This is a genomic window from Arthrobacter sp. LFS091 (genome assembly GCF_047977885.1).
Lineage (GTDB): Bacteria > Actinomycetota > Actinomycetes > Actinomycetales > Micrococcaceae > Arthrobacter.
Genome location: NZ_JBFPFP010000002.1, coordinates 494,190 through 514,669, shown reverse-complemented (window position 1 = coordinate 514,669; position 20,480 = coordinate 494,190). Strand labels below are relative to the sequence as shown.

26 protein-coding genes are annotated in these 20,480 nt (G+C 64.1%); 16 read left to right on the top strand and 10 right to left on the bottom strand.

The window, feature by feature from the left end:
• Nucleotides 1–75: 75 nt before the first annotated feature.
• Complete coding sequence (ilvD, locus tag ACNQOP_RS05220; protein ID WP_235520209.1) at nucleotides 76–1,938, top strand: dihydroxy-acid dehydratase; 1,863 nt, start codon at nucleotides 76–78, stop codon at nucleotides 1,936–1,938.
• A gap of 305 nt (nucleotides 1,939–2,243) precedes the next feature.
• Complete coding sequence (locus ACNQOP_RS05215) at nucleotides 2,244–2,465, top strand: hypothetical protein (RefSeq protein ID WP_416403560.1); 222 nt, start codon at nucleotides 2,244–2,246, stop codon at nucleotides 2,463–2,465.
• An 87-nt stretch (nucleotides 2,466–2,552) separates the two neighbouring features.
• Here ACNQOP_RS05215 and ACNQOP_RS05210 read toward each other — a convergent pair whose 3' ends face one another.
• The 3 genes from ACNQOP_RS05210 to ACNQOP_RS05200 all read right to left on the bottom strand — a co-directional run bounded on the left by ACNQOP_RS05210 (nucleotide 2,553) and on the right by ACNQOP_RS05200 (nucleotide 4,868).
• Complete coding sequence (locus ACNQOP_RS05210) at nucleotides 2,553–3,347, bottom strand: TIM barrel protein (protein WP_416403559.1); 795 nt, start codon at nucleotides 3,345–3,347, stop codon at nucleotides 2,553–2,555.
• Nucleotides 3,344–4,501, bottom strand: coding sequence for a Gfo/Idh/MocA family oxidoreductase (locus tag ACNQOP_RS05205; RefSeq protein ID WP_416403558.1), 1,158 nt, complete (start codon nucleotides 4,499–4,501; stop codon nucleotides 3,344–3,346). Before ACNQOP_RS05205 ends, ACNQOP_RS05210 begins: the two co-directional genes overlap by 4 nt.
• Nucleotides 4,502–4,580: 79 nt before the next feature.
• Nucleotides 4,581–4,868, bottom strand: coding sequence for a hypothetical protein (locus ACNQOP_RS05200; RefSeq protein ID WP_416403557.1), 288 nt, complete (start codon nucleotides 4,866–4,868; stop codon nucleotides 4,581–4,583).
• Nucleotides 4,869–5,298: 430 nt separating this feature from the next.
• Between ACNQOP_RS05200 and ACNQOP_RS05195 the strand changes: the two genes are divergently transcribed.
• On the top strand, nucleotides 5,299–6,285 hold the full coding sequence (locus ACNQOP_RS05195) for a LacI family DNA-binding transcriptional regulator (protein ID WP_416403556.1): 987 nt from the start codon (nucleotides 5,299–5,301) through the stop codon (nucleotides 6,283–6,285).
• 11 nt (nucleotides 6,286–6,296) lie between these two features.
• On the opposite strand, the gene ACNQOP_RS05190 is transcribed toward ACNQOP_RS05195, so the two are convergent.
• Together ACNQOP_RS05190 and ACNQOP_RS05185 are read right to left on the bottom strand one after the other, a co-directional pair.
• Nucleotides 6,297–6,704 carry a DUF6855 family protein gene (locus ACNQOP_RS05190; RefSeq protein ID WP_257370179.1) on the bottom strand — a complete coding sequence of 136 codons (408 nt, stop codon included), beginning with the start codon at nucleotides 6,702–6,704 and terminating at the stop codon, nucleotides 6,297–6,299.
• Between the two features lie 84 nt (nucleotides 6,705–6,788).
• Nucleotides 6,789–6,953, bottom strand: a complete 165-nt coding sequence (locus ACNQOP_RS05185) for a hypothetical protein (protein WP_257370178.1) — start codon at nucleotides 6,951–6,953, stop codon at nucleotides 6,789–6,791.
• Between the two features lie 200 nt (nucleotides 6,954–7,153).
• On the opposite strand from ACNQOP_RS05185, the gene ACNQOP_RS05180 reads away from it, so the two are divergent.
• Genes ACNQOP_RS05180 through ACNQOP_RS05170 form a run of 3 tightly spaced genes read left to right on the top strand, consistent with a single transcriptional unit; the run spans nucleotide 7,154 to nucleotide 9,574 of the window.
• The gene (locus tag ACNQOP_RS05180) at nucleotides 7,154–7,984 is read left to right on the top strand and encodes a hypothetical protein (protein ID WP_416403555.1); all 831 of its coding nucleotides are present in this window, start codon (nucleotides 7,154–7,156) and stop codon (nucleotides 7,982–7,984) included.
• Nucleotides 7,968–8,717, top strand: coding sequence for a LamB/YcsF family protein (locus tag ACNQOP_RS05175; RefSeq protein ID WP_284985141.1), 750 nt, complete (start codon nucleotides 7,968–7,970; stop codon nucleotides 8,715–8,717). The genes ACNQOP_RS05180 and ACNQOP_RS05175 overlap by 17 nt, the downstream gene beginning before the upstream one ends.
• Nucleotides 8,718–8,752: 35 nt before the next feature.
• A complete protein-coding gene (locus ACNQOP_RS05170) occupies nucleotides 8,753–9,574 on the top strand; it encodes an allophanate hydrolase (protein WP_416403554.1) in 822 nt (273 codons plus the stop codon).
• Here the strand turns inward: ACNQOP_RS05170 and ACNQOP_RS05165 are convergent.
• On the bottom strand, nucleotides 9,546–10,892 hold the full coding sequence (locus tag ACNQOP_RS05165) for a DUF445 domain-containing protein (RefSeq protein ID WP_416403553.1): 1,347 nt from the start codon (nucleotides 10,890–10,892) through the stop codon (nucleotides 9,546–9,548). The genes ACNQOP_RS05170 and ACNQOP_RS05165 overlap by 29 nt on opposite strands.
• 50 nt (nucleotides 10,893–10,942) lie before the next feature.
• Here ACNQOP_RS05165 and ACNQOP_RS05160 point away from each other — a divergent pair, with 50 nt between their 5' ends.
• Genes ACNQOP_RS05160 through ACNQOP_RS05145 form a run of 4 tightly spaced genes read left to right on the top strand, consistent with a single transcriptional unit; the run spans nucleotide 10,943 to nucleotide 13,364 of the window.
• Complete coding sequence (locus ACNQOP_RS05160; protein WP_416403552.1) at nucleotides 10,943–11,830, top strand: glycerophosphodiester phosphodiesterase; 888 nt, start codon at nucleotides 10,943–10,945, stop codon at nucleotides 11,828–11,830.
• 36 nt (nucleotides 11,831–11,866) lie between these two features.
• Complete coding sequence (locus ACNQOP_RS05155; RefSeq protein WP_416403551.1) at nucleotides 11,867–12,301, top strand: hypothetical protein; 435 nt, start codon at nucleotides 11,867–11,869, stop codon at nucleotides 12,299–12,301.
• Nucleotides 12,298–13,056, top strand: coding sequence for an AzlC family ABC transporter permease (locus ACNQOP_RS05150; protein ID WP_416403550.1), 759 nt, complete (start codon nucleotides 12,298–12,300; stop codon nucleotides 13,054–13,056). Before ACNQOP_RS05155 ends, ACNQOP_RS05150 begins: the two co-directional genes overlap by 4 nt.
• Entirely contained in the window at nucleotides 13,053–13,364 is a 312-nt protein-coding gene (locus ACNQOP_RS05145) for an AzlD domain-containing protein (RefSeq protein WP_257370170.1), read from the top strand. Before ACNQOP_RS05150 ends, ACNQOP_RS05145 begins: the two co-directional genes overlap by 4 nt.
• On the opposite strand, the gene ACNQOP_RS05140 is transcribed toward ACNQOP_RS05145, so the two are convergent.
• On the bottom strand, nucleotides 13,361–13,990 hold the full coding sequence (locus tag ACNQOP_RS05140; RefSeq protein ID WP_257370169.1) for a TetR/AcrR family transcriptional regulator: 630 nt from the start codon (nucleotides 13,988–13,990) through the stop codon (nucleotides 13,361–13,363). The two genes, ACNQOP_RS05145 and ACNQOP_RS05140, sit on opposite strands and share 4 nt — an antisense overlap.
• Nucleotides 13,991–14,082: 92 nt before the next feature.
• Here ACNQOP_RS05140 and ACNQOP_RS05135 point away from each other — a divergent pair, with 92 nt between their 5' ends.
• From ACNQOP_RS05135 to ACNQOP_RS05125, 3 genes are read left to right on the top strand one after another with little or no spacing between them, the layout of a single operon-like run.
• Nucleotides 14,083–14,415, top strand: coding sequence for a thiamine-binding protein (locus tag ACNQOP_RS05135; RefSeq protein ID WP_416403549.1), 333 nt, complete (start codon nucleotides 14,083–14,085; stop codon nucleotides 14,413–14,415).
• 40 nt (nucleotides 14,416–14,455) lie between these two features.
• The gene (locus ACNQOP_RS05130) at nucleotides 14,456–15,127 is read left to right on the top strand and encodes an O-methyltransferase (protein WP_416403548.1); all 672 of its coding nucleotides are present in this window, start codon (nucleotides 14,456–14,458) and stop codon (nucleotides 15,125–15,127) included.
• A 3-nt stretch (nucleotides 15,128–15,130) separates the two neighbouring features.
• Nucleotides 15,131–15,634 carry a GNAT family N-acetyltransferase gene (locus tag ACNQOP_RS05125; RefSeq protein WP_416403547.1) on the top strand — a complete coding sequence of 168 codons (504 nt, stop codon included), beginning with the start codon at nucleotides 15,131–15,133 and terminating at the stop codon, nucleotides 15,632–15,634.
• Nucleotides 15,635–15,653: 19 nt separating this feature from the next.
• Here ACNQOP_RS05125 and ACNQOP_RS05120 read toward each other — a convergent pair whose 3' ends face one another.
• Nucleotides 15,654–15,809, bottom strand: a complete 156-nt coding sequence (locus ACNQOP_RS05120; protein ID WP_257370166.1) for a hypothetical protein — start codon at nucleotides 15,807–15,809, stop codon at nucleotides 15,654–15,656.
• 106 nt (nucleotides 15,810–15,915) lie between these two features.
• Here ACNQOP_RS05120 and ACNQOP_RS05115 point away from each other — a divergent pair, with 106 nt between their 5' ends.
• The gene (locus tag ACNQOP_RS05115) at nucleotides 15,916–16,803 is read left to right on the top strand and encodes a spermidine synthase (RefSeq protein ID WP_416403546.1); all 888 of its coding nucleotides are present in this window, start codon (nucleotides 15,916–15,918) and stop codon (nucleotides 16,801–16,803) included.
• A 26-nt stretch (nucleotides 16,804–16,829) separates the two neighbouring features.
• On the opposite strand, the gene ACNQOP_RS05110 is transcribed toward ACNQOP_RS05115, so the two are convergent.
• Nucleotides 16,830–17,726: a LysR family transcriptional regulator gene (locus ACNQOP_RS05110; protein ID WP_416403545.1), complete on the bottom strand. Its 897-nt coding sequence runs from the start codon at nucleotides 17,724–17,726 to the stop codon at nucleotides 16,830–16,832.
• Nucleotides 17,727–17,863: 137 nt separating this feature from the next.
• On the opposite strand from ACNQOP_RS05110, the gene ACNQOP_RS05105 reads away from it, so the two are divergent.
• Together ACNQOP_RS05105 and ACNQOP_RS05100 are read left to right on the top strand one after the other, a co-directional pair.
• The gene (locus tag ACNQOP_RS05105; RefSeq protein WP_416403544.1) at nucleotides 17,864–19,255 is read left to right on the top strand and encodes an MFS transporter; all 1,392 of its coding nucleotides are present in this window, start codon (nucleotides 17,864–17,866) and stop codon (nucleotides 19,253–19,255) included.
• Nucleotides 19,256–19,259: 4 nt separating this feature from the next.
• Nucleotides 19,260–20,009 (top strand): 3-hydroxybutyrate dehydrogenase, encoded by a 750-nt coding sequence (locus ACNQOP_RS05100; protein WP_416403543.1) that lies wholly within the window; start codon nucleotides 19,260–19,262, stop codon nucleotides 20,007–20,009.
• A gap of 81 nt (nucleotides 20,010–20,090) precedes the next feature.
• Here ACNQOP_RS05100 and ACNQOP_RS05095 read toward each other — a convergent pair whose 3' ends face one another.
• The gene (locus ACNQOP_RS05095) at nucleotides 20,091–20,468 is read right to left on the bottom strand and encodes a winged helix-turn-helix transcriptional regulator (protein WP_416403542.1); all 378 of its coding nucleotides are present in this window, start codon (nucleotides 20,466–20,468) and stop codon (nucleotides 20,091–20,093) included.
• Nucleotides 20,469–20,480: the final 12 nt, after the last annotated feature.

The window sequence follows — 20,480 nt, the reverse complement described above, 5'->3', positions numbered from 1 at the left end:
TATTACTCTGTTACTTTCAGTACTAGTAGCAGCACCGTCTTCCGCCTGCTGTAGAAAATCAGCAGGATGGTACCTATGCCTGCACTACGCTCAAGAACTGTCACCCACGGCCGCAACATGGCTGGAGCCCGCGCACTGCTGCGTGCCTCCGGTGTTGCCAACACGGACATCGGCAAGCCGATCATCGCGGTGGCCAACTCCTTCACCGAGTTCGTCCCCGGCCACACCCACCTGGCGCCCGTGGGCCGGATCGTGTCTGACGCGATCCTCGCCGCCGGTGCCGTGCCGCGCGAATTCAACACCATCGCCGTGGATGACGGAATCGCCATGGGCCACTCCGGCATGCTCTACTCCCTGCCGTCCCGGGATCTCATTGCCGATTCCGTGGAGTACATGGTCAACGCCCACTGCGCCGACGCCCTGGTGTGCATTTCCAACTGCGACAAGATCACGCCGGGCATGCTCATGGCAGCACTGCGCTTGAACATCCCCGTGGTGTTTGTTTCCGGCGGTCCCATGGAGGCCGGCCGCGTGACCCTGACCGACGGCTCCGTGCGCTCCCTTGACCTGGTGAACGCCATCTCCGACGCCGTGGACGAGTCCATCTCCGATGAGGACATCAACCTGATCGAAGAGAATGCCTGCCCCACCTGCGGTTCCTGCTCCGGCATGTTCACTGCGAACTCCATGAACTGCCTGGCCGAGGCCATCGGGCTGGCCCTCCCGGGCAACGGCTCCGTGCTGGCAACCCACACGGCACGCAAGGCGCTGTATGAGAAGGCCGGTTCCACGATTGTTGAGCTGGTGAAGCGCTACTACGACGGCGACGACGAGTCCGTGCTGCCGCGCAGCATCGCCACCGCTGAAGCCTTCGACAACGCCATGGCCCTGGACATCTCCATGGGCGGCTCCACCAACACCATCCTCCACCTGCTGGCCGCTGCCCAGGAAGCGGGCGTGGACTACGGCCTGGCCGAGATGGACGCCAAGTCCCGCCAGGTTCCCTGCCTGGCCAAGGTTGCCCCGAACGTTGCCGGGAACAAGACCTACTACATGGAAGACGTGCACCGCGCCGGCGGCATCCCTGCGCTGCTGGGCGAGCTGAACCGCGGCGGCCTCCTGCACAAGAACGTCCACTCCGTGCACTCCAACGACCTCGACGGTTGGCTGGACGATTGGGATGTCCGCGGCGGCAAGGCAACGGAAGAAGCCAAGGCCCTGTGGCACGCGGCGCCAGGTGGCGTCCGCTCCTCCTTGGCTTTCTCGCAGTCGAACGTGTGGACCTCCCTTGACACGGACGCCGAAGGTGGCTGCATCCGCTCGGTGGAGCACGCCTTCTCAAAGGACGGTGGCCTGGCAGTGCTGCGCGGCAACATTGCCGTGGACGGTGCCGTGGTGAAGACCGCAGGCGTGGACGAGTCCATCTGGAAGTTCGAGGGACCCGCGATCGTCTGCGAATCGCAGGACGAAGCCGTGGAAATGATCCTGAACAAGTCGGTCAAGGAAGGCGACGTGGTGGTGATCCGCTACGAAGGCCCCCGCGGTGGTCCGGGCATGCAGGAAATGCTCTACCCGACCTCCTTCCTCAAGGGCCGCGGCCTGGGCAAGAAGTGCGCACTCATCACTGACGGCCGCTTCTCCGGCGGAACCTCCGGTTTGTCCATCGGGCACATTTCCCCCGAGGCCGCCTCCGGTGGCGACATCGCGCTGGTGGAAAACGGCGACATCATCAGCATCGACATCACGCAGCGTTCCCTCCAGCTGAAGGTCTCCGATGAGATCCTGGCCGAGCGCCGCGAAAAGCTCCTGGTCAACGGCGGCTTCAAGCCCAAGAACAGGGACCGCCAGGTCTCGCCGGCCTTGCGGGCCTACGCAGCCATGGCGCTTTCGGCAGACAAGGGAGCCGTCCGCGACGTCTCGCTGATCGAGAACCTCTAAAGCGCCGTAACGACGGCGGGCGGCTTTCGTTTAGCGGGAACGTTTCAGGGGACGAACCTGTAGCCCATGCCTGGCTCAACTACCTTCCCGTCCAGCCGGCGGAATGCACCCATGAAGCCTATAGTAAGCATCCTTACTGATTTGCCGTCAGAAAGGGTGTCCCAATTGTCGCCATTGTGGGCTATCTTGATCTTGAGTAACCCGACTAATTGTTTTGTGATGGCAGTAATCAAAGGTTGCTTATTTATGTGTCATGGCTGCACGGCACGTTCGCGTTATTTTCCGTATCAATGAAAGGAAATACGTTGGCTGTTTCTGTTGAATTGGGCAAAGCACTCGATAAGGCCTACGAGAATTCCACCCTGGACGAAATCCTTGCCGCTCCGCCGTCCGCACTCGCCGGCCTTACAGATAAACACGACGAGTTGCTCGCCCAGCTGGGAATCAAGACTGTTCGTGACTTTGGCAGCAACAAATTCTTCGCCACCGCCGGTGTGCTCGTTGCGCTGTCCGGGAAGGCCGGCTGATTACCGCGCCTATCGGTCGTGGTTCCCGCCAAGGCGAGTAACAGTTCAGGTCGTTTTGAGGCATTTCAAAACGACCTGAACTGAGGCTCAGTTGGGAGTGAATGCTGCGCGGAAGGCGGCCAGTGCAGCATCCCCGGCTTCGATCGATTGACCGCCAACAGCACCCGCTTCCAGCCCGATCACCCCGTTGTATCCGACGTCCGCCAGTGCCCTGGCAACCGCGGAGTAGTTGATCTCGCCGGTGCCCGGTTCGAAGCGCCCGGGTACATCGGCCACCTGGATTTCGCCCGTGAACGGCTGGGCCGCGCGGACGAGCTCGATCAGGTTACCCTCGCCAATCTGTGCGTGGTAGAGGTCCAGCATCATCCTCACGTTGGGGTGGTCGACGGCTTGGACCAGTGCCAGGGTGTCCTTCGCGCGGGCCAAGGGAATGCCCGGGTGGTCGAGGATGGTGTTCAGGTTCTCCAGCGCGAAGACGACCCCATGCTGGGCACCCAGATGCCCCAACTGTTCCAAGGTGCGGAGTCCGGTCAACCACATCCCGCCCGTAGCCCGATGTGTCGGCCTCACCGCACGACCACCCTCACCAAGCTCCGCGGGATGGACCACCATCCGCTCAACACCAAGTTCCAAGGCTGTGGGGATCAGCTTCTCAGCCGACGCAAGGACCTCGTGTGCAGTGGCGGAGTCGGTCAGGCTGCCGCCGAAATAGCCGCTCATGGACGAGAACCTTGCTCCGGTGGCGGCGAGGGCCGCGATGTCCCTGCCGCGGGTGTCCCAGAGCTCAACCTCGAAGCCCTGATCGTGGATGCGGCGAACACGTTCGATCAACGGCAGTTCGCCGTAGACCATCTCTGCGCAGACGGCCAGCCGGAAGGTCACGCTCCGACCTCCTGCACCACGGCCGCACCCCGGGGCTCCGCCTCGGCCGGGCGAAGCTCCGCGATGTCTGCCACCGCTACCGGCAACCCCGACTCTGCGGACCTGAACGCGGCCAATGCCACAGCCAGGGCGTTCCGGGCGTCTGCTCCACCCGGCGCGGCAACAGCGGTACGCGGCGGGGCCGCCGTCGGACGTTTGTCTGTGGAACCGCGACGCGCGGCGACGTCGTCCGCGAAGTGTGCCAGCTCCTCCGTGTAGGCGTCATGGAAGAGGTCGATGTTCAAGCGGGTGGTTTCCGAGGTGATGCCCGCCGCCGTGTAGCTCGTGGCATTGGTGGACTGCGGGCTGCCTGCCGTGACCATGCCCGCCGAGCCGAAAACTTCGCCGCGGACGTCATAGCCGTACAGCGCGTTGAAGTTGGCCTCGGCCACCGCGATGGCACCGTTGCTGTAAGTCACCGTCACTACGGCGGTATCCAGGAGGCCGCCGGCTTTGGCCTCGGGAGCTACCAGGGCGTCTGCGACCGCGTGGACCTTGACTGGAACGGCGCCGGGGTTCAGCCAGTTCAGGGTGTCGAAGTCGTGGATCAGCGTCTCAAGGAAGATGGTGCCGGGCGCGATTCGCTCCGGGTTGCCGATTCCGGCTTCGGTCCCGGGGTCGCGGGTGAGGGAGCGGAGAAGCTGCGGCACGCCGACGATGCCCTGGTCGATGAGCTTCCGCGCTGCCGCAAAGTCGGCAGAGTAGCGGCGGTTGAAGCCAAAGCGGAGGACGACGCCGGCCTCTTCCGCTGCTGCGATGGCGGCGTCGAGTTCCTCAACGGTCCGGCCGCCCGGCTTCTCGCAGAAGACATCCTTGCCTGCCTTGGCCGCTGCGGTGATCAGTTCCGAGTGGAAGCGCAGGGGAGCAGCGATCAGGACCGCGTCCACGTCGGGGTCGTTCAGGACATCAGATGCATCGGTGCTGATTTTCGCCACGCCCAGCCGGCTCGCGAGGGCCTCCAGGGCGGGCTGTACGGGATCGGCGATGGCTTCCAGCCGGGCGTTGGGGAGGCGGAGTGCAATGGATTCAGCGTGGAAGTTGCCGATCCACCCCGCCCCGATGACTGCGATGCGGACGGGCCGGTCATCGGCGACCGGGTGCTGAAGGTACGTCATTGGGGCTCCTTGAATGGATGTCTAGATCGTTCTAGTACGCCCATGATGGCACGCTTTCAGCCTGCTCGTCTAGATCGTTCTAGTTCGAGGGTCTTGGGCTGTCCAGCGGAATCTGCGCCGGGTTGTGCGGGACACCAGCCTGGAGTCCCGGCGTCGAGAGCTTCGGCTCGGGGGCGACCTGGCGCGATGGGCGGATGTGGTCCAGCGCCAGCTTCGCCAGGGGTGCCATCAGCAGGAGCAGCAGCACGGCGCACCCTCCGGCCCGCCCGGCCAACAGGACCAGTGCCGCCATGAACAGCAGGTGGATGTCCGGCGCGTCCGCGAACGAGGGGACGAATGGTACGGCCAGCCCTTTGGTTGATTTCACATCTTGCTCCTGCACGGTGGTTGCTTATTATCCGGGTACTTAGGAGTGCTCCGGCCACCCGAAAAGTGATGCCCTTTTCGGGGGGCCTTTGGCTCGGCGACCGGGCAATGCCATGCCCTGAGTGACGTTCAAAAAACTTCTTGGCAACCCCGCGTCACGTTTCCGCAGGTCAGGGCACATATCCAGTGCCCATGTCTTTGAGCTGTGTACTGCGCCGTTGCCCTTTTCGGCCGCGTCGCGGTTCATTGACGAGTTGGCAGCGATGGGTGTGGTGGGTTCTGGGGCCCACCCGGGGCGCCGTCGCTGCATGAAACCGGGCTAGTGCGGTCGGTCGTCTGAGTCGCGGCCGGCCGCACGACCGGATTTGTGAGCGCACACATCTATTCGCCTGTAGAACGTTCTATAGACTGGCTCCGAGCAGAGGAGAGCCATGACCGGGAAACGTCCCACTTTGATGGACGTGGCTGAAGCCGCAGGTGTATCCAGGGCCTTGGTTTCCATCGTCATGCGGGACGCCCCGGGTGCTTCTGAAGCGACCCGGCTGAAAGTCCAAGCGGCCGCAAGGGAACTCGGCTACCGGCCCGACAGCCGCGCCCGACTCCTCCGAAGCAGCCGCACCAGGCTCCTTGGCCTCAGCTTTTCCACCGCACAGGCCTTCCATGCCGAGATCGTGGACGCCGCCTATGCCGGAGCGATGACACGCGGATACGACATCGCGCTCAGCGCGGTGGCCAGTGGCCGACCGGAAGCGCGGGCAGTGGAATCCCTGCTGGACCTCGGCTGCGAGGCACTGATCATGATTTCCCCGTCCCTCCCGCCGGAGGAACTGGCCGGATACGCAGCCCGCTTGCCCGTCATCAGCCTTCTCCGCGACGACGTTGGCGACTCCTTGGACTCAGTGAGCAGCGATGACCATGCCGGGATCCACCTGGCCGTGGAGCACCTGGTTTCGCTGGGGCATCGGCGGATCGCACACGTGGATGGCGGCCAGGCAGTGTCCAGCGCACAACGACGGGCAGCATTCCAGGCAGAGATGACTTCACGTGGCTTGGATGCGCGCGTCGTCGCCGGGGGACCCACCGAAGAAGACGGTTTGAGCGCCGGCCGTGAGCTGCAGCAGGACTTGCCCACCGCCGTCGTTGCTTTCAATGACCGGTGTGCGCTGGGTGTCTGGGAGAGTTTCCGCGCCGCTGGCCTCCGGGTGCCGGACGACGTCTCCGTCCTCGGCTACGACGACAGCCAATTCGCCCGGCTCAGCTATGTCCAGTTGTCCTCGATCAGCCAGGACGCGCCTTTGTTGGCCCGCGCAGCCGTAGACCGCGCGGTGGACCGTTTGGAGGGTACGACGTCGGCAGCCCACCTGGTGCGGACACCGCACCTTGTGGTGAGGGAGACTACGGGCAGGGTGCCCGGCTGACCGCAGTCCGGTTACGTGGAGATCGCCCGCATGGCGTTGTTCCGCTTTTCATGGGTAAGCTCGGCTAATCCCAGCGCTTCCAGCAGGGGTGGCATGTACATACCGAACCGGCCCCGGTACCCCTTCCGGAGACCGTACCAGCCGCCCACGGGGTTGCTTTCGCTGCGGCCCCACGCCTCTACCGTTCCCTCGGCGGCGTCCTTGCCTTCGTCGGCGGCGCCCAGCGGGACCCAGTCGCCCTGTTCCACGAGCCACGCGTGCAGGTCCTCGATGGCGCGGAGCTGGTACAGCAACTTGGTAGAGCCCACTTGGCAGACGATTGCCGGGGGGTCCGCGGACTCATCCTTGTACATGACGTAGTCGGACGAGCCCGGGGGGGTGGTCAGCTGCCACGGATCGTCCTTGGTTCCAGCGGCCATTCAGGGGTCCTTTCTGCGGTTGTGGTCAGCTTACGCAGGGCGGCATAAAGCACCCGGCATGCCCGGTTCGCAAAGGAACCTCAGTTACGGGGAACCCTCCGCGGGGGCGTCGTCCTCGAAGTCGGGACCTTCCGCCGGTTCCTGGCTGTGGAGGCCGGTGTCATGCGGGACCCAGCCTTCCGTCTCGCCCTCTGCCGGAGCGTCGGTGTGGTGCCGGATGACATGTTCGGTCTCATCTGATGGCTTCATGACGGATACTTCCTGTCCTTGGCTGGGACTGCTTCCGTGAGTGCCCCCAGTCTACGCCCGGGTGTGGTCCGCTGCGGCGTCCGCCCTACGCGGAATCCTGTCCACATAGCACTGATCAGGGACCTTGTGATCCAAAGGTGTGGCATAGGCTGAACCCAGCAGTTCCCCGTGAAACAACAGACTGCCAAGGAGAGGTAAAGATGCCCAAGCGCCCCAACCCGGCGGTGAAGATCGCCCAGGAAACAGCACACAACGCCGTTTTCGACGCCCAAGGCAAACCCAAGCCCGGTGTCCACAATGTCCTGCTTAAAGCCGTAGAGGTCCAGCGGCCACTCGTCCTGGCCAACCTTCGACGCTTGCAACGCCGGCACCCCCATGATTCTCCAGCGCAGCTTGCGGCAAAACTGGAGCACCATTACCTGCTCGTCATCTCAGGCGGGGGTGCCGCCGTAGGTGCGACCGCCGTCGTGCCGGGTATTGGTACCGCGGCATCGCTGGGCCTTTCCGCGCTGGCAACCGTTGGGTTCCTGGAGACCACGGCCCTGTACGCGTCGTCCCTGGCCGAACTCCACGGCATCAGGCTCACCGACCCGGAACGTTCCCGGACCATGGTCATGGCCATCATGCTGGGTGAGGAAGGCACGTCCCTGCTGGGCGCACTGAGCGGGCAGTCGCTGGGCCGCGGTAAAGGCGTCACTAATGCCTGGGGCAAGACCCTGACCAAGAAGATTCCGGGCAGCGGATTCGGAGTCATCCGTGACACCATTCAGCGCGCCTTCCTGAAGAACCTCCTGAAGAAACAAGGCGGCGCTTTCATTGGACGCGCCCTGCCCTTCGGTATCGGGGCCGTGGTTGGCGGTGCCGGCAACCTGATGATGGGCCGTGCCGTGGTCTCCAGTGCCAAGGAAGCCTTCGGAGCGATGCCCGATACAGTGCCGGGTGAACTTTTGCCCAACGCACCCAAAAACGTGACTGTAAACGCAACCGAAAACCCGACGCTGGAAGGCGGTAACAGTGGATCTGAACGCTGACCTGGGAGAGTCCTTTGGCTCCTGGACCATGGGCGATGACGCCTCGATGTTCCGTATCGTGAGCAGCGCCAACGTGGCGTGCGGCTTCCACGCCGGGGATCCGCTCACCATGCTGGACAGCTGCCGCGCAGCATTTGAATTGGACGTTCGTGTAGGCGCGCATGTGGGTTACCGGGACCTGGCTGGGTTCGGACGCCGTTCCTTGGACATGACCTTTGATGAGCTCTTCGGGGACGTCCTCTACCAACTCGGCGCCCTGGACGGGATGGCCCACGCCGTGGGCGCTTCGGTGGACTACGTCAAACCGCACGGCGCCCTCTACAACAGGATTGTTCAGGATCCCGAGCAGGCAGAGGCCGTGGTGGCTGCTGTTCATGCCTACGATCCCGGCCTTCCCGTGTTGGGACTGCCGGGGTCGGCATGGTTGAAACTGGCTGATGAGGCCGGTCACCCGGTCTTCCGCGAAGCGTTCGTGGACCGGGCCTACCTGCCGGACGGCACCTTGGTACCGCGCACCCAGGAGGGCGCCGTCCTCCACGACCCCGCCACAGTGGTGGCTCAGGCCGTGCGCTTGGCGACGCGCAAGGAAGTACTGGCCATCGACGGTTCCGTCGTTCCCGTGCAGGCGGATTCGCTGTGTATCCACGGAGACACGCCAGGGGCCGTCAGCATGGCCGCTGCCGTTCGAGAGGGACTGGAGCAAGCCGGCGTGCAGGTCGAGGCGTTCGCCTGATCCTGCGGTGCGGTTCTTTGTAGGGGAGTGCATTAATGGGTGCGGTAGTAGTTGACCCTGGGACCTTGACCTCGGCCCTGGAGCCGGAGCAGGCCTTGGACCGCGCATCGATGCATCTGGCCAATGCCCTCCTGGGCAACTGCGCCGACGCCGGGGGCCTGGAGGTCCTGCTCGGTGGCCTCCGGCTCCGCTTCGTCACGGCCTCCGCAGTGTCAGTCACGGGCGCCGAAGGCATCATCACCCTCAACGGCTCCGAGCTGCCACTTAACAAAGCGGTGCGGGTGGCTCCGGGATCGGTCCTTGAGGTAGGGCCCGCGCTCTTCGGAATCCGATATTACGTGGCAGTACCCGGCGGCATTCCGCCTCAGGCCGAGCCGTTGAGCGCTGGCGGTGCCCTGACCTTTGGCCGTCCGAACAGCCAGGCCTATCCGGACATGCAACAACCCCCGCGCCGTGCGCTGGATCCCGAACGTCCGGTGGTCGCCAGGGTTTTCCGCGGCCCGCAGGCCCCTGATTTCGGCGCTGATTCGTGGCTGAGGTTAACCACCGAACCGTGGATTCTCTCGCCGGAGTCGGACAGGGCCGGGGCGCGGCTGGTGGGGCGACCACTCGAGGCGGCCCCAACTCCAGCACGCCAACCTCAGCCGCTGCGGACCGGCTCGGTCCTGCTGCCGCCGTCGGGCCTTCCCGTGATCGCCCTGGCCGGCCACCCGGCAACGGCAAAGTCGCCCGTGATCGCGCTGGTCCGGGACGAGGACCTGGACCTGCTCGGCCAGGCAAGGCCGGGCCAGATGGTGCACTTATTGGGGACGGGTGATGCCCCTCGTCCTATCCGAACAGCAGGTGCGCAACCGTGAAGATAGCCAGGCCCGCCAGCGCGCCAACCACGGTTCCGTTGATGCGGATGTACTGAAGGTCCTTGCCCACCTGGAGCTCGATTTTCTGGGAGGTTTCTTCCGCGTCCCAACGGGCTACCGTGTCCGAGATGACGCCGGCGATGTCCGAGCGGTAGGTGTTCACCAGGTATCCGGCCGCGTCGCCAATCCAGGCGTTGACCTTGCCGGCCAGTTCCTCATCCTTGACCAGGCGCGTGCCGAAGTCCCGGACGGCACCTTTGAATCGCAGGCTCAGTTCGCTGTCGGGGTCATCGACGGCGTTGAGCAGTGCGGTCTTCACCGTTCCCCAGGTGCGTGAGGCGAGTTCGCGGACCTCGGGATCGCCGAGTATCTGGGCCTTGATGGTTTCGGCGCGCTCAATCATGGCCGGATCGTGCTGCAGGTCCTGGGCGAGCTCGGTGAGGTAGGCGTCGATGGATTGGCGCACCTGGTGGTTCTGGTCGGACTGGACGGCGCGCATGAACTTGGACAGTTCCACGTGCACGCGGTCGCCAACCAGGCCGTCCACGAATGTTGGCACCCAGAGCGGCGAGCGGTCCGAAACGAGCCGGTTCACCGTTGCATGGTTGTCGTCTACCCAGTCGGCTGCGCGGTCCACCAGCAGGTCCACCAACTTGTGGTGGTGGCCGTCCGCGAAGATCCGCTCCGCCATCCGGCCCACCGGCGGCCCCCATGGCGGGGTGAGCAGGTGTTTGCGGACCATGCCTTCGATGACCGCTTGGACGTCGTCGTCATTAAGGACGGTGAACACGCCGCGGATCGCAGCACCGCCTTCCTTCGCGACGCGTTCGGCACCACCCGGACCGGACAACCAGGCCCCCGCCTTGCGGGCAATGTCGATGCTCGCCAACTTCTCCTGCACAACCTCCTGCGACAGGAAGTTGCTTTCCACGAACTCGCTGAGCGATTCGCCGATCTGGTCCTTGCGCCGCGGGATGATGGCGGTGTGCGGGATCCTAAGACCCATGGGGTACTTGAACAGGGCCGTGACGGCGAACCAGTCAGCCAGCGCGCCAACCATGCCACCCTCGGCCGCTGCGCGAACGTACTCAAGCCACGGGTACTGCTTCTGGAAGGCGAATGCCACCGTGAAGATCACGGCCATCCCGATCAGCAGGGCCAACGCCAGCCGCTTCATCCGGCGAAGCGCGGCTGCTTTTTCCAGGTCTCCCGCCGAAAGATCGACGACGGCGGGACCTGCCGGGGCGGCTACGGGACCTGACGCCGGACGGGGGTTGGTGACGTCTTCAGTTGGGATTTGTTCAGAGTTCACCTGCATTAGCCCAGCGTAGCCCCCGTGCGTACAACCGCGTGGGCTACCGTATCTCCATGACAAGCGACGACTTCGCCACCGCAAGGCCCAAGGTCTACGCCCACCGTGGCTCCAGTGCCGCCTTTGCCGAACACACCAGGGCCGCCTATTTGAGGGCCATCGACGACGGGGCGGACGGAGTCGAGTGCGATGTGCACCTCACCCGGGATCAGCACGTGGTGTTGTTGCACGACTCCAACCTGGACCGGACCTCCACGGGGACAGGACCCGTAGCCGAGCAAACCCTGGAAGAGCTCCGTGAGCTGGACTTCTCGTCATGGAAGGGTGCGCGCATCCCTGAAGCCTATGGGGGAGTGGCCGACCAATTCCTGACGCTGCCGGAGCTGTTGGACATCCTCCGCGGGGCCGGCCGCGACATCGGCTTGGCCATCGAACTCAAGCACCCAAGTCCTTACGGGCTGAAGCTTGAGGACCGGGTACTGGCCCTGTTGGCCGAGGAAGGCTGGACACCGGATGAGTCCAGGCTGGAGAACATCCAGGTCTCCTTCATGAGCTTCGATTCGGACTCTGTACAGCGGTTGCTGGAGACTGTTCCCCCGCAGCATGTCTGCCAACTGGTGGATGACTACACGGTCCAGGAAATCCGGGAGGAACTGGGCCTGGGCTTCCTCACCGGCGGGGCGGTAGCCAACGTCATGAAGGCGATGCAGGAGGAAGCGGAGCGCGTGCTGGACGAGGGACAGGCGGGAATCGCGGGCCCGGGAATCGACTATGTGCGTGAGCATGCACGCAACGTGCAGCGGTGGTTGGAGGCTGGCCGCGTATTCCGGGTGTGGACTGTTGATTCCCAGAAGGATGTAGCGCTTTGCCAAGGTCTCGGCATCCATGAGATCACCACTAACAAACCGGCGCAGGTCCTGGCGCAGCTCATGGTTTCCAGCTGACTTTGGGGCTTACCGCGCTTGTGATTGAGTGGTCTCATGTCACTTCGCTGGTCACCCAAGGCAACACATACCGTCTCAGCAATAGGCTTGGGCGCCCTGCTCCTGGCCAGCGCCGGAAAGCATTTCCGGACCCCCGCCTTCTATTACCCCGTGGTGCCGGATTACCTGTGCCGCAGGGATGAGCCGGGGAGCCGTCCCAATGGGCCGTTGGCAGTGATGTCGCGGGAGGAATGGGTCGCGTCGTCGGGCCTGCTCGAGGTGGCTGCCGCCGTCGGTCTCCTGGTACCTGCCACCCGCAAGGTGGCGGCTGACGCAACCACAGCGATGTTCACTGCATTCCTTGCGGGGCATATTGATGCCCTCAGGCGCGCTTACGGACCGAAAGGCACTCCTGCCGAGAGGCGTATCCACACCGTGCGGCTGCCCCTGCAGATTCCGCTGATCCTCTGGTCGTGGAGCCTGCGGAAATGACCTGTGGTTCCGCGCCCCTGAAACTCAGGGAGTCGCCGGCGTTCAAGATCGCGCTCTCCTTGAGCATCGCGACAGGACTCTACGGGGTTTCGTTTGGTGCCTTGTCTGTCGCGTCCGGCTTTGATTTCTGGCAGACGATGGTTCTGAGCCTCCTGCTCTTCAGCGGCGGATCCCAGTTCGCGTTCATCGGTGTCGTGGCGGGCGGCGGCTCGGGGGTGGCGGCGATGACGGCCAGCGCACTCCTGGGTCTGCGCAACGGCATCTACGGCATGCAGATCAATGCGATGCTCCGGCCCGGCGGCTGGAAGCGCTACCTTTCCGCGCACGTCACCATTGACGAGTCGACGGCGACGGCGTCCGGCCAGACGGATCCGGATGAGCAGCGCCGCGGATTCTGGACAGCCGGAATTGGAATATTCATCTTGTGGAATATTTTTACGGCCGTTGGCGCCTTGGCAGGAGATGCCATGGGAGATCCCAAGCAGTGGGGCCTCGATGGTGCCGCCGTAGCAGCGTTCCTGGCCTTGCTCTGGCCCCGGCTGAAGGGCCGGGAACCGTGGGCCATCGCCGCAGCCTGTGCACTGGCCACCGTCTTGGCGGTGCCCTTCGTGCCGTCAGGTGTTCCGATTTTGGTTGCTGCCGTCGTGGCCGGAATCATCGGGTGGTTCAGCCACGCGCGCATGGATGAAGGGCTTGAGCCGGACGTGGATCCCTACGCGGAAAAGCGCCAACAAGAACCCAGGAGCAACGCATGAACCTGTGGCTTTGGATCCTGATCGCGTGCGGCCTGGCCTACCTCACTAAGCTGCTGGGCTACTTTGTGCCCGCCAAGCTGTTGGAAAGCCCACGGATCATGCACGTAGCCGGCACCATGACCATCGGCCTGCTGGCCTCACTGACGGTGGTCAATGCTGTCGCTTCGGGGCAGGCCCTGGTTCTGGATGCCCGCATCGGGGCGTTGGCTGCGGCCGCGGTGGCGTTGTGGCTCCGGGCACCGTTCCTGGTGGTGGTGATTTCCGGCGCTGCCGCGGCCGCCCTGCTCAGGCTGCTGGGGTGGGGCTAGACAGCGTCGGTAAAGGTCACGCCCGGGATGCCCGATTGTTCGGGAAGGGGCCGCGAAGGGCGCTCGGTGCGGATGGCGTCCTCGATCAGGGCGACGGGCCGCTTCCACGCTTCGGATCCCGGTTCCATCGTGTCCACAGCACCTATCAGCATGGCAACCAGCCGGACCATGTCCTCGATGGTGATGTCCCGGCGGAGTGAACCCTGGCCTTGGCCGCGCTCCAACAAGGTGGCCATGGAGCCGATGAGGCCACCGGTGATCCCCATGAGGAGTCCGCGGCGTCCGGCAACGGCGTCAAGGAGGTTGGCGTCTTCACTGGCTACCTGCATCACGGCATCGATGACGTTGATGAGGCCCTCGGCGGCGTCCATGCCGTCAAGGGCTGCGGCAGCCACGGGATCCACGTGCTGGCGGAGCTGGCGCGACAGGGCAGCGAGCACCAGCTGCTCCTTATCCGAAAAGTTGCGGAACAGTGTAGCCGGGCCAACTCCAGCGGTGGCGGCGATGGTCTGCAACGGCACTTCGGGGCCATGCTCCCGGAAGCACTGCCTTGCAGCGGTAATGATCTTGTCCACATTGCGTGCGGCGTCTGCCCTGAGGGGCTTGCGTTCCAAGGGCTGTTCCATGCTTGTCAGGGTAGCAACGCTCAGGTCCCTGCCTGTTGTTACGCGGGAGTAGGCCCTTATATGACAAACCGGTACGTGAAACACTGGATTCCATGTTGCTTGCATTCTCAGTCGCGCCTTCGGGCCAGCCCGCATCCGCTGCCAACGGTGGACCCACCCCCGACGCCTCAGTGCACGACGCCGTAGCCGCCGCCGTCAAAATCGTCCGGGAGTCCGGACTTCCCAACCAGACGGACTCCATGTTCACCACCATCGAGGGCGATTGGGACGAGGTCTTTGACGTGGTCAAGCGCGCCACCGAGGCGGTGGGCCGTTATGGCAGCCGGGTTTCGCTGGTGATCAAGGCCGATATCCGTCCGGGTTACAGCGGCGAACTGACCGGAAAAGTGGAGCGCCTCGAAGAGGCCATCACCGCCACGGACTAGTTCCTTCCCCCAGCCTGCTGCGAGTGCAAGACTGGGGCGCATGATTGAACACGTCACCGAGCCTGGTTGGGTCGATGTGGAGCGGTACCTGACCGACGTCGTCGTGCGTCCTGATCCTGCCCACAAGCTTGCCTTGACGTCCGCCGTGGAGGCAGGCATGCCTGCGATCGAAGTGGCGCCCAATGCCGGCAAACTGCTGCGCATGCTCGTGCAGATGTCCGGGGCCAGGCGCGTGCTTGAGATCGGCACCTTGGCCGGGTTCAGCAGTATGTGGATGGCCCAGGGACTGCCCGACGACGGCAGGATCGTCACGTGCGAATTCCTCCGGAAACATGCGGACGTCGCGCGAGCCAACCTGGATGCTGCCGGCGTAGGACACAAGGTGGACATCCGTGTAGGTGCTGCCCTGGATACCTTGCCCACGCTTGTGGGCCAGGACCCGTTCGACTTCGTTTTCATCGATGCCGATAAGGAAAACGACGCAAAGTACCTTGACTGGGCCATCAGGCTCGGCCATCCGGGCACGGTGATCGTGGTGGACAACGTCATCTGGGACGGTGCCATCCTGGACCCGCAACGGGATGAGGTTAATGCGCCGGGCATCGTGAAGATGCTGGAGATGATGGGACAGGACCGCCGCTTGGATGCCACCGCCATCCAGACGGTTGGAAGCAAAGGCTGGGACGGCTTCGCGTTGGCACGGGTGAGGTAGGCGGTGGATTTCACGATTCGCGCGGCAATGGTGGATGACGCCGAAGAGATGGCCATCATGCACCTCCAGTCCTGGCGTGAGAGCTACGGGCAGTTGCTGCCGCCGGAGTTCTTTGCCAAACAGGAAGCCGCCTTACCGGACCGCATCAACCGGTATCGGGAGTCCATTGCTGCCGGCCACTCCCGGATGCTGGCCCACGGGCCGGACGGCGACCTTGTAGGTATTGGGGCCGCAGGCTCGGGCAGTGACGAGGACAAGCCCTGCGACATGGAGTTGTTCATGCTCTACACACTGGAGCGTATCCATGGCCGTGGTGTGGGCCAGGCGTTGGTGGATGCCTTGATTGGAGACGGTCCAGCGTATCTCTGGGTCCTGGACGACAATCCGCGGGCCCAGGCCTTCTACCGGCGCAATGGCTTCGTACCCGACGGCAAAAGGCAGCTCTGCGACCCGTCCTGGTACTCGCTGCCGGAGCATCGGATGGTGCGTACCGCCGTCGGCCGCTAACCGCCGCTAAAACCGGACACTATTCCAGCTCGCCGCTGGCCCCTTCTTCGTCGTCCAAGGACGAATCCAGCAGGCTCGGCGGCTTGGGCACGCGGGCCAGCAGCAGGAAGACCACGGTCAGCCATGCCGCAGCGGCGGTGAACAGTTCCGCCCATACCCACTCGCCAAGGTTCATGGATTGATCTTATGGCCCAACCGCCCATTATTGTAAGTATCCTTACTACTCACTGGGCTGCAGGGCTCCACTAGGCTGGAACCATGACTGAGGTAGGGCGGAAGTAGTGGCAAAACGCGGCAGGGTGAGCAAGTCACAAAGGTCGACGGCGGGAGTCGTCGACGTGCCTTCCGGCACCCGTCTCGACGGCCCGGTAGAGGGCGTCTACTACATCGATACCGGCGATTGCGAGCTGATCCAGGACCAGGACAACTCCAACGGCTGGTTGCTGAAAATCAACGGCGTGATGAGCTCGCACATCGACCTTGCCGATCCGCTGTTCCTGGATTTCGAATACATGCGCTGGATCGCGGCTTTGGTGGAATCGCGCTGGCCCAGGGAACAGAATCCCAAGTTGCGCGCGCTCCATCTGGGCGGGGGAGCGTGTTCCATGGCCCGCTACTTCCACGCTGCCTACCCCGAGGCGCGGCAGGTTGTGGTGGAGCTCGATGGCAAGCTCGCGGAGTATGTCCGTGGTTGGTTCGAATTGCCCAAGGCGCCCCTGTTGCGGATCCGGGTTGGCGAAGCGCGGCAGGTGACAGAGTCGCTGACTCCCGATACCCGTGACCTCATCATCCGCGACGTCTTCGCCGGAGCCTTTACGCCCCGTGCCCTGACGACGCGTGAATTCACGGCCCATGCGGACGCGGTACTCGCAGCCGATGGGCTGTATGTGGTCAACTCCGGCGACGCCCCGGACCTGAAGAACGCCCGTGCTGATGCCGCGACGATCGCGGACACTTTTGAGCACACCATGATCATCGCCGACCCCGCCATGCTCAAGGGTCGTCGCTACGGCAACATGATCATGGCCGGCAGCCACGTGCCGTTCGGGGATGACCCCACCCTTGCCAGACGGCTCCTAGGTGGCGGCGTCCCGGCCCACATCTGGGACGACGCCCAAGTGCGCGCCTTCGCTGCCGGGATTCCGGTGCGCCACGATCCGACGAGCTGAAACGGAGCCGGCCCCCGCATAGGCGGCTAGTTGGCCCCCAGCAGTTCCTCCCGTCGTTGCTCCGTCTCCTCGCGCAAGGCCTGCACGACGGCGGCTACCGCAGGGCGGCGCATGGAGTCGGGGCGGAGGACCATCCAGTAGGGGAGGAGTTCGGCGAAGTCCGAGGGCAGGAGCCTGACCAGGTCCTCATGCCGGTCGGCCATGAAGCAGGGAAGGAACCCAATACCTGCCCCGGCCCGGGTCGCCTCGACATGGACGAAAACGTTAGTGGAGCTTAGGCCGTCGCGCATGGTTGGAACCAGCCTCCGGGGCGCATCCAAATCGTCCACCTGGAGCATTGAATCCACAAAGTAGACCAGCTGGTGTCGCGTGAGTTCCTCGATGCTCCCGGGCGTCCCGTGATCCGAAAGGTAGGCGCGGGACGCGTACATCCCCAGCCGGTACTCGCCCAGCCTGATCGCTTCGGCCCGGTGCACCTGCGGCGTGCCGACCACCACCTCGATGTCCAGGCCCGATCGCTGCTGCAGTGCCCGACGCGTCACAGTGACGATCTCCACGCTCAGTCCCGGGTGGTCCCGCCTCAGGCGGGCAACAGCGGGTGCCGCGATGTACGCGCTGAAACCGTCTGTCGCGGTCATGCGCACGACGCCGGTGATGGGGTCGGGTGCGCGGTCGCTGGGTCCCAGCGCACCCACCGCAGCTTCGATCCGTTCCGCGACCAGTACGGCTTGGGCGCCCAGCTCGGTCACTTCCCAACCCCCGGCGGCTCGCGCCAGGACCCTGCCGCCCAGCGCCTTTTCCAGCGCCGCTATCCTGCGCGAGACGGTGGTGTGGTTCAGCCCCAAGGCTTGGGCCGCCGTCGTGAATTTTCCTGAGCGTGAAACGGCGAGGAAGATGAGGAGGTCGTCTGGATTGGGATTCATATCTGCAATTCTGCACACCTAAGGTGCCTTATTGGTCATTGAGGCATAACGAATCTGCGGCAATACTCAGTGGAGCATTCCGTGTTGTGGATCACATCACGTTCAAAAGGGTCAAAGAGGACACTGAGGAGATGGATATGAGCGTTGAGCAGCGCTCCGCATCAAGAGCCGGAAAAGATGCCGGCAAGGGCTCCGGCCTGAAGAAGATCGTCGCAGCATCAATGGTGGGCACTGTAGTGGAGTGGTACGAGTTCTTCCTCTACGCCACTGCGGCAACCCTGGTCTTCGGGAAGTACTTCTTCCCGAGCACCGGGAACGAGCTGGACGGCATCATCCAGGCGTTCATCACCTACGCGGTGGGCTTCGTTGCCCGTCCGCTGGGCGGAATCGTCTTCGGCCAGATCGGCGACAAACTGGGCCGCAAGCCCACGCTGCAGTTGACCATCGTGATTGTGGGCGTCTCCACGTTCCTCATGGGCTGCCTCCCCGGCTTCGTGGACATCGGCTACTGGGCGCCTGCCCTGCTGGTGGCCCTCCGCTTCATCCAGGGCTTCGCGCTCGGTGGCGAGTGGGGTGGTGCGGTGCTTCTGGTGGCTGAACACAGCCCGAATAAATCCCGTGGCTTCTGGTCATCCTGGCCGCAGGCAGCCGTGCCGGTTGGAAACCTGTTGGCCACGCTGGTCCTGTTCGTCATGTCCACCACGCTCAGCAGTGAAGCCTTCCTCGGCTGGGGTTGGCGCGTAGCGTTCTGGCTCTCCGCCGTGATCGTGTTCGTGGGCTACTACATCCGCACCCATGTCACCGAAGCCCCGATCTTCCTTGAAGCCAAGGCGCAGGTGGAGGAATCCAAGGCCATCAGCTACGGCGTGGGCGAGGTCATCCGCAAGTACCCCAAGGGCATCCTGCAGGCCATGGGACTCCGGTTCGCGGAGAACATCATGTACTACCTCGTGGTGAGCTTCGCGATCGTCTATCTCAAGAGCGTCCACAAGTACGACACTTCCTCGCTCCTGCTGGCTCTCCTGATCGCACACCTCATCCACTTCCTGGTCATCCCGCAGGTTGGACGCCTCGTGGACTCGTGGGGACGCAAGCCCGTGTACCTGATTGGTGCCATCACCGGCGCGACGTGGCCGTTCTTCGCCTTCCCCATGTTCGACACCAAGAATGCCGTGGTCATCGTGCTCGCCGTGACCATCGGCCTGTGCCTGCATGCGTTCATGTACGCAGGTCAGCCGGCCATCATGTCCGAACTTTTCCCCACCCGCATGCGCTACTCAGGTGTCTCGCTCGGCTCGCAGGTCACCTCGATCTTCGCCGGTTCACTGGCGCCGCTGCTGGCAACGCAGTGGCTCAAGGACACCGGCTCCTGGCTCCCCACTGCGATTTACCTGGTGGTCGCCTGCGCGATTACCGCCGTCGCCGTCGTTTCCCTGAAGGAGACCAAGGGCATCGCGCTCGAATCCGTGGACGAAGCCGATGCCGAACGTCACGGACTGACGACTGCCTCCACCACCTCGAAGGGCTGATTCGATGGACAACTCCTTGAACGGACGCAAAGCATTGGTGACCGGCGGTGCGAGCGGAATCGGTGCAGCCTGTGCCCGGGCGCTGGCCGCCCGTGGGGCGAAAGTTGTAGTGGCCGACGTCGATGCCTCCGGAGCTGCGGCCCTCGCCGATGAGCTGGGCGGCACGGCGTGGACGGTGGACCTCTTGGACGTCGACGCCCTGGCGGCACTGAGCCTGGACTGCGACATCCTGGTCAACAACGCGGGCATCCAGAAAGTTGCGCCGATTGAGGAGTTCGAACCCGCGGAGTTCCGGCGGATCCTGGCCCTGATGCTGGAGGCGCCGTTCCTCCTCATCAGGGCCGCGCTCCCGCACATGTACGCCAACGGGTTCGGCCGGATCATCAACATCTCCTCGGTCCATGGACTCCGGGCCTCGGCCTACAAGAGCGCCTACGTGTCCGCCAAGCACGGCCTCGAGGGGCTCAGCAAGGTCACTGCCTTGGAAGGGGGCGAGCGCGGGGTCACCTCCAACTGCATCAACCCCGGCTACGTCCGCACGCCCCTTGTTGAGAAGCAGATCGCGGACCAGGCCCGGCTCCATGGGATCCCCGAGGCCGAAGTCCTGGCCAAGGTGATGCTCACGGAGTCGGCAGTGAAGCGGTTGGTGGAGCCGGAGGAAGTTGCGTCGCTGGCAATCTGGATGGCCTCCGACGACGCCGGTATGGTCACCGGCGCGAGCTACACCATGGACGGTGGGTGGTCGGCCCGATAGCAGCCCCGGTGAGATGCCAAGTAATGCCAATGTTCGACGCGAACATTGGCATTACTTGTAGTTTCGGCGGTCGGAGCCGGCCTAACCTTCGCCGCCGATGATGGCCTCGGCATTGTCGAAGGCCCACGTCACCAAGGGGATGAGCAGGGCGGCAAGTTCGCGGCCTCGTTTGGTCAGGCTGTAGTCCACGCGGGGCGGGATGACATGCTGCGCATCGCGGCGGACCAGACCGTCCTTTTCGAGTGTTTTGAGGGTTTGGGCCAGCATTTTTTCGCTGATGCCGTCAGCCCGGCGTCGAAGTTCGCTCCACCGTTGTTCACCCTCGGAGAGTGACAGCAGAATGAGCACGCCCCACTTGCTCGTGATGTGGTCCAGCACCGTCCGGCTGGGGCAGCCGGCCGGGAACACGCCGTCGGCGAGGGTGTCCGGGAGCGGGGCGGGTATGGCACTTACCTTCATGTCAGTACCTTA

Bases quoted from the DNA above. Each gene is read 5' to 3' on its own strand.
- ilvD (WP_235520209.1), top strand. From the start codon at position 76: ATGCCTGCACTACGCTCAAGAACTGTCACCCACGGCCGCAACATGGCT.
- ACNQOP_RS05205 (WP_416403558.1), bottom strand. From the start codon at position 4,501: ATGACGTACCTTCAGCACCCGGTCGCCGATGACCGGCCCGTCCGCATC.
- ACNQOP_RS05195 (WP_416403556.1), top strand. From the start codon at position 5,299: ATGACCGGGAAACGTCCCACTTTGATGGACGTGGCTGAAGCCGCAGGT.
- ACNQOP_RS05190 (WP_257370179.1), bottom strand. From the start codon at position 6,704: ATGGCCGCTGGAACCAAGGACGATCCGTGGCAGCTGACCACCCCCCCG.
- ACNQOP_RS05185 (WP_257370178.1), bottom strand. From the start codon at position 6,953: ATGAAGCCATCAGATGAGACCGAACATGTCATCCGGCACCACACCGAC.
- ACNQOP_RS05180 (WP_416403555.1), top strand. From the start codon at position 7,154: ATGCCCAAGCGCCCCAACCCGGCGGTGAAGATCGCCCAGGAAACAGCA.
- ACNQOP_RS05170 (WP_416403554.1), top strand. From the start codon at position 8,753: ATGGGTGCGGTAGTAGTTGACCCTGGGACCTTGACCTCGGCCCTGGAG.
- ACNQOP_RS05165 (WP_416403553.1), bottom strand. From the start codon at position 10,892: ATGCAGGTGAACTCTGAACAAATCCCAACTGAAGACGTCACCAACCCC.
- ACNQOP_RS05160 (WP_416403552.1), top strand. From the start codon at position 10,943: ATGACAAGCGACGACTTCGCCACCGCAAGGCCCAAGGTCTACGCCCAC.
- ACNQOP_RS05155 (WP_416403551.1), top strand. From the start codon at position 11,867: ATGTCACTTCGCTGGTCACCCAAGGCAACACATACCGTCTCAGCAATA.
- ACNQOP_RS05150 (WP_416403550.1), top strand. From the start codon at position 12,298: ATGACCTGTGGTTCCGCGCCCCTGAAACTCAGGGAGTCGCCGGCGTTC.
- ACNQOP_RS05145 (WP_257370170.1), top strand. From the start codon at position 13,053: ATGAACCTGTGGCTTTGGATCCTGATCGCGTGCGGCCTGGCCTACCTC.
- ACNQOP_RS05140 (WP_257370169.1), bottom strand. From the start codon at position 13,990: ATGGAACAGCCCTTGGAACGCAAGCCCCTCAGGGCAGACGCCGCACGC.
- ACNQOP_RS05135 (WP_416403549.1), top strand. From the start codon at position 14,083: ATGTTGCTTGCATTCTCAGTCGCGCCTTCGGGCCAGCCCGCATCCGCT.
- ACNQOP_RS05130 (WP_416403548.1), top strand. From the start codon at position 14,456: ATGATTGAACACGTCACCGAGCCTGGTTGGGTCGATGTGGAGCGGTAC.
- ACNQOP_RS05120 (WP_257370166.1), bottom strand. From the start codon at position 15,809: ATGAACCTTGGCGAGTGGGTATGGGCGGAACTGTTCACCGCCGCTGCG.
- ACNQOP_RS05110 (WP_416403545.1), bottom strand. From the start codon at position 17,726: ATGAATCCCAATCCAGACGACCTCCTCATCTTCCTCGCCGTTTCACGC.
- ACNQOP_RS05105 (WP_416403544.1), top strand. From the start codon at position 17,864: ATGAGCGTTGAGCAGCGCTCCGCATCAAGAGCCGGAAAAGATGCCGGC.
- ACNQOP_RS05100 (WP_416403543.1), top strand. From the start codon at position 19,260: ATGGACAACTCCTTGAACGGACGCAAAGCATTGGTGACCGGCGGTGCG.
- ACNQOP_RS05095 (WP_416403542.1), bottom strand. From the start codon at position 20,468: ATGAAGGTAAGTGCCATACCCGCCCCGCTCCCGGACACCCTCGCCGAC.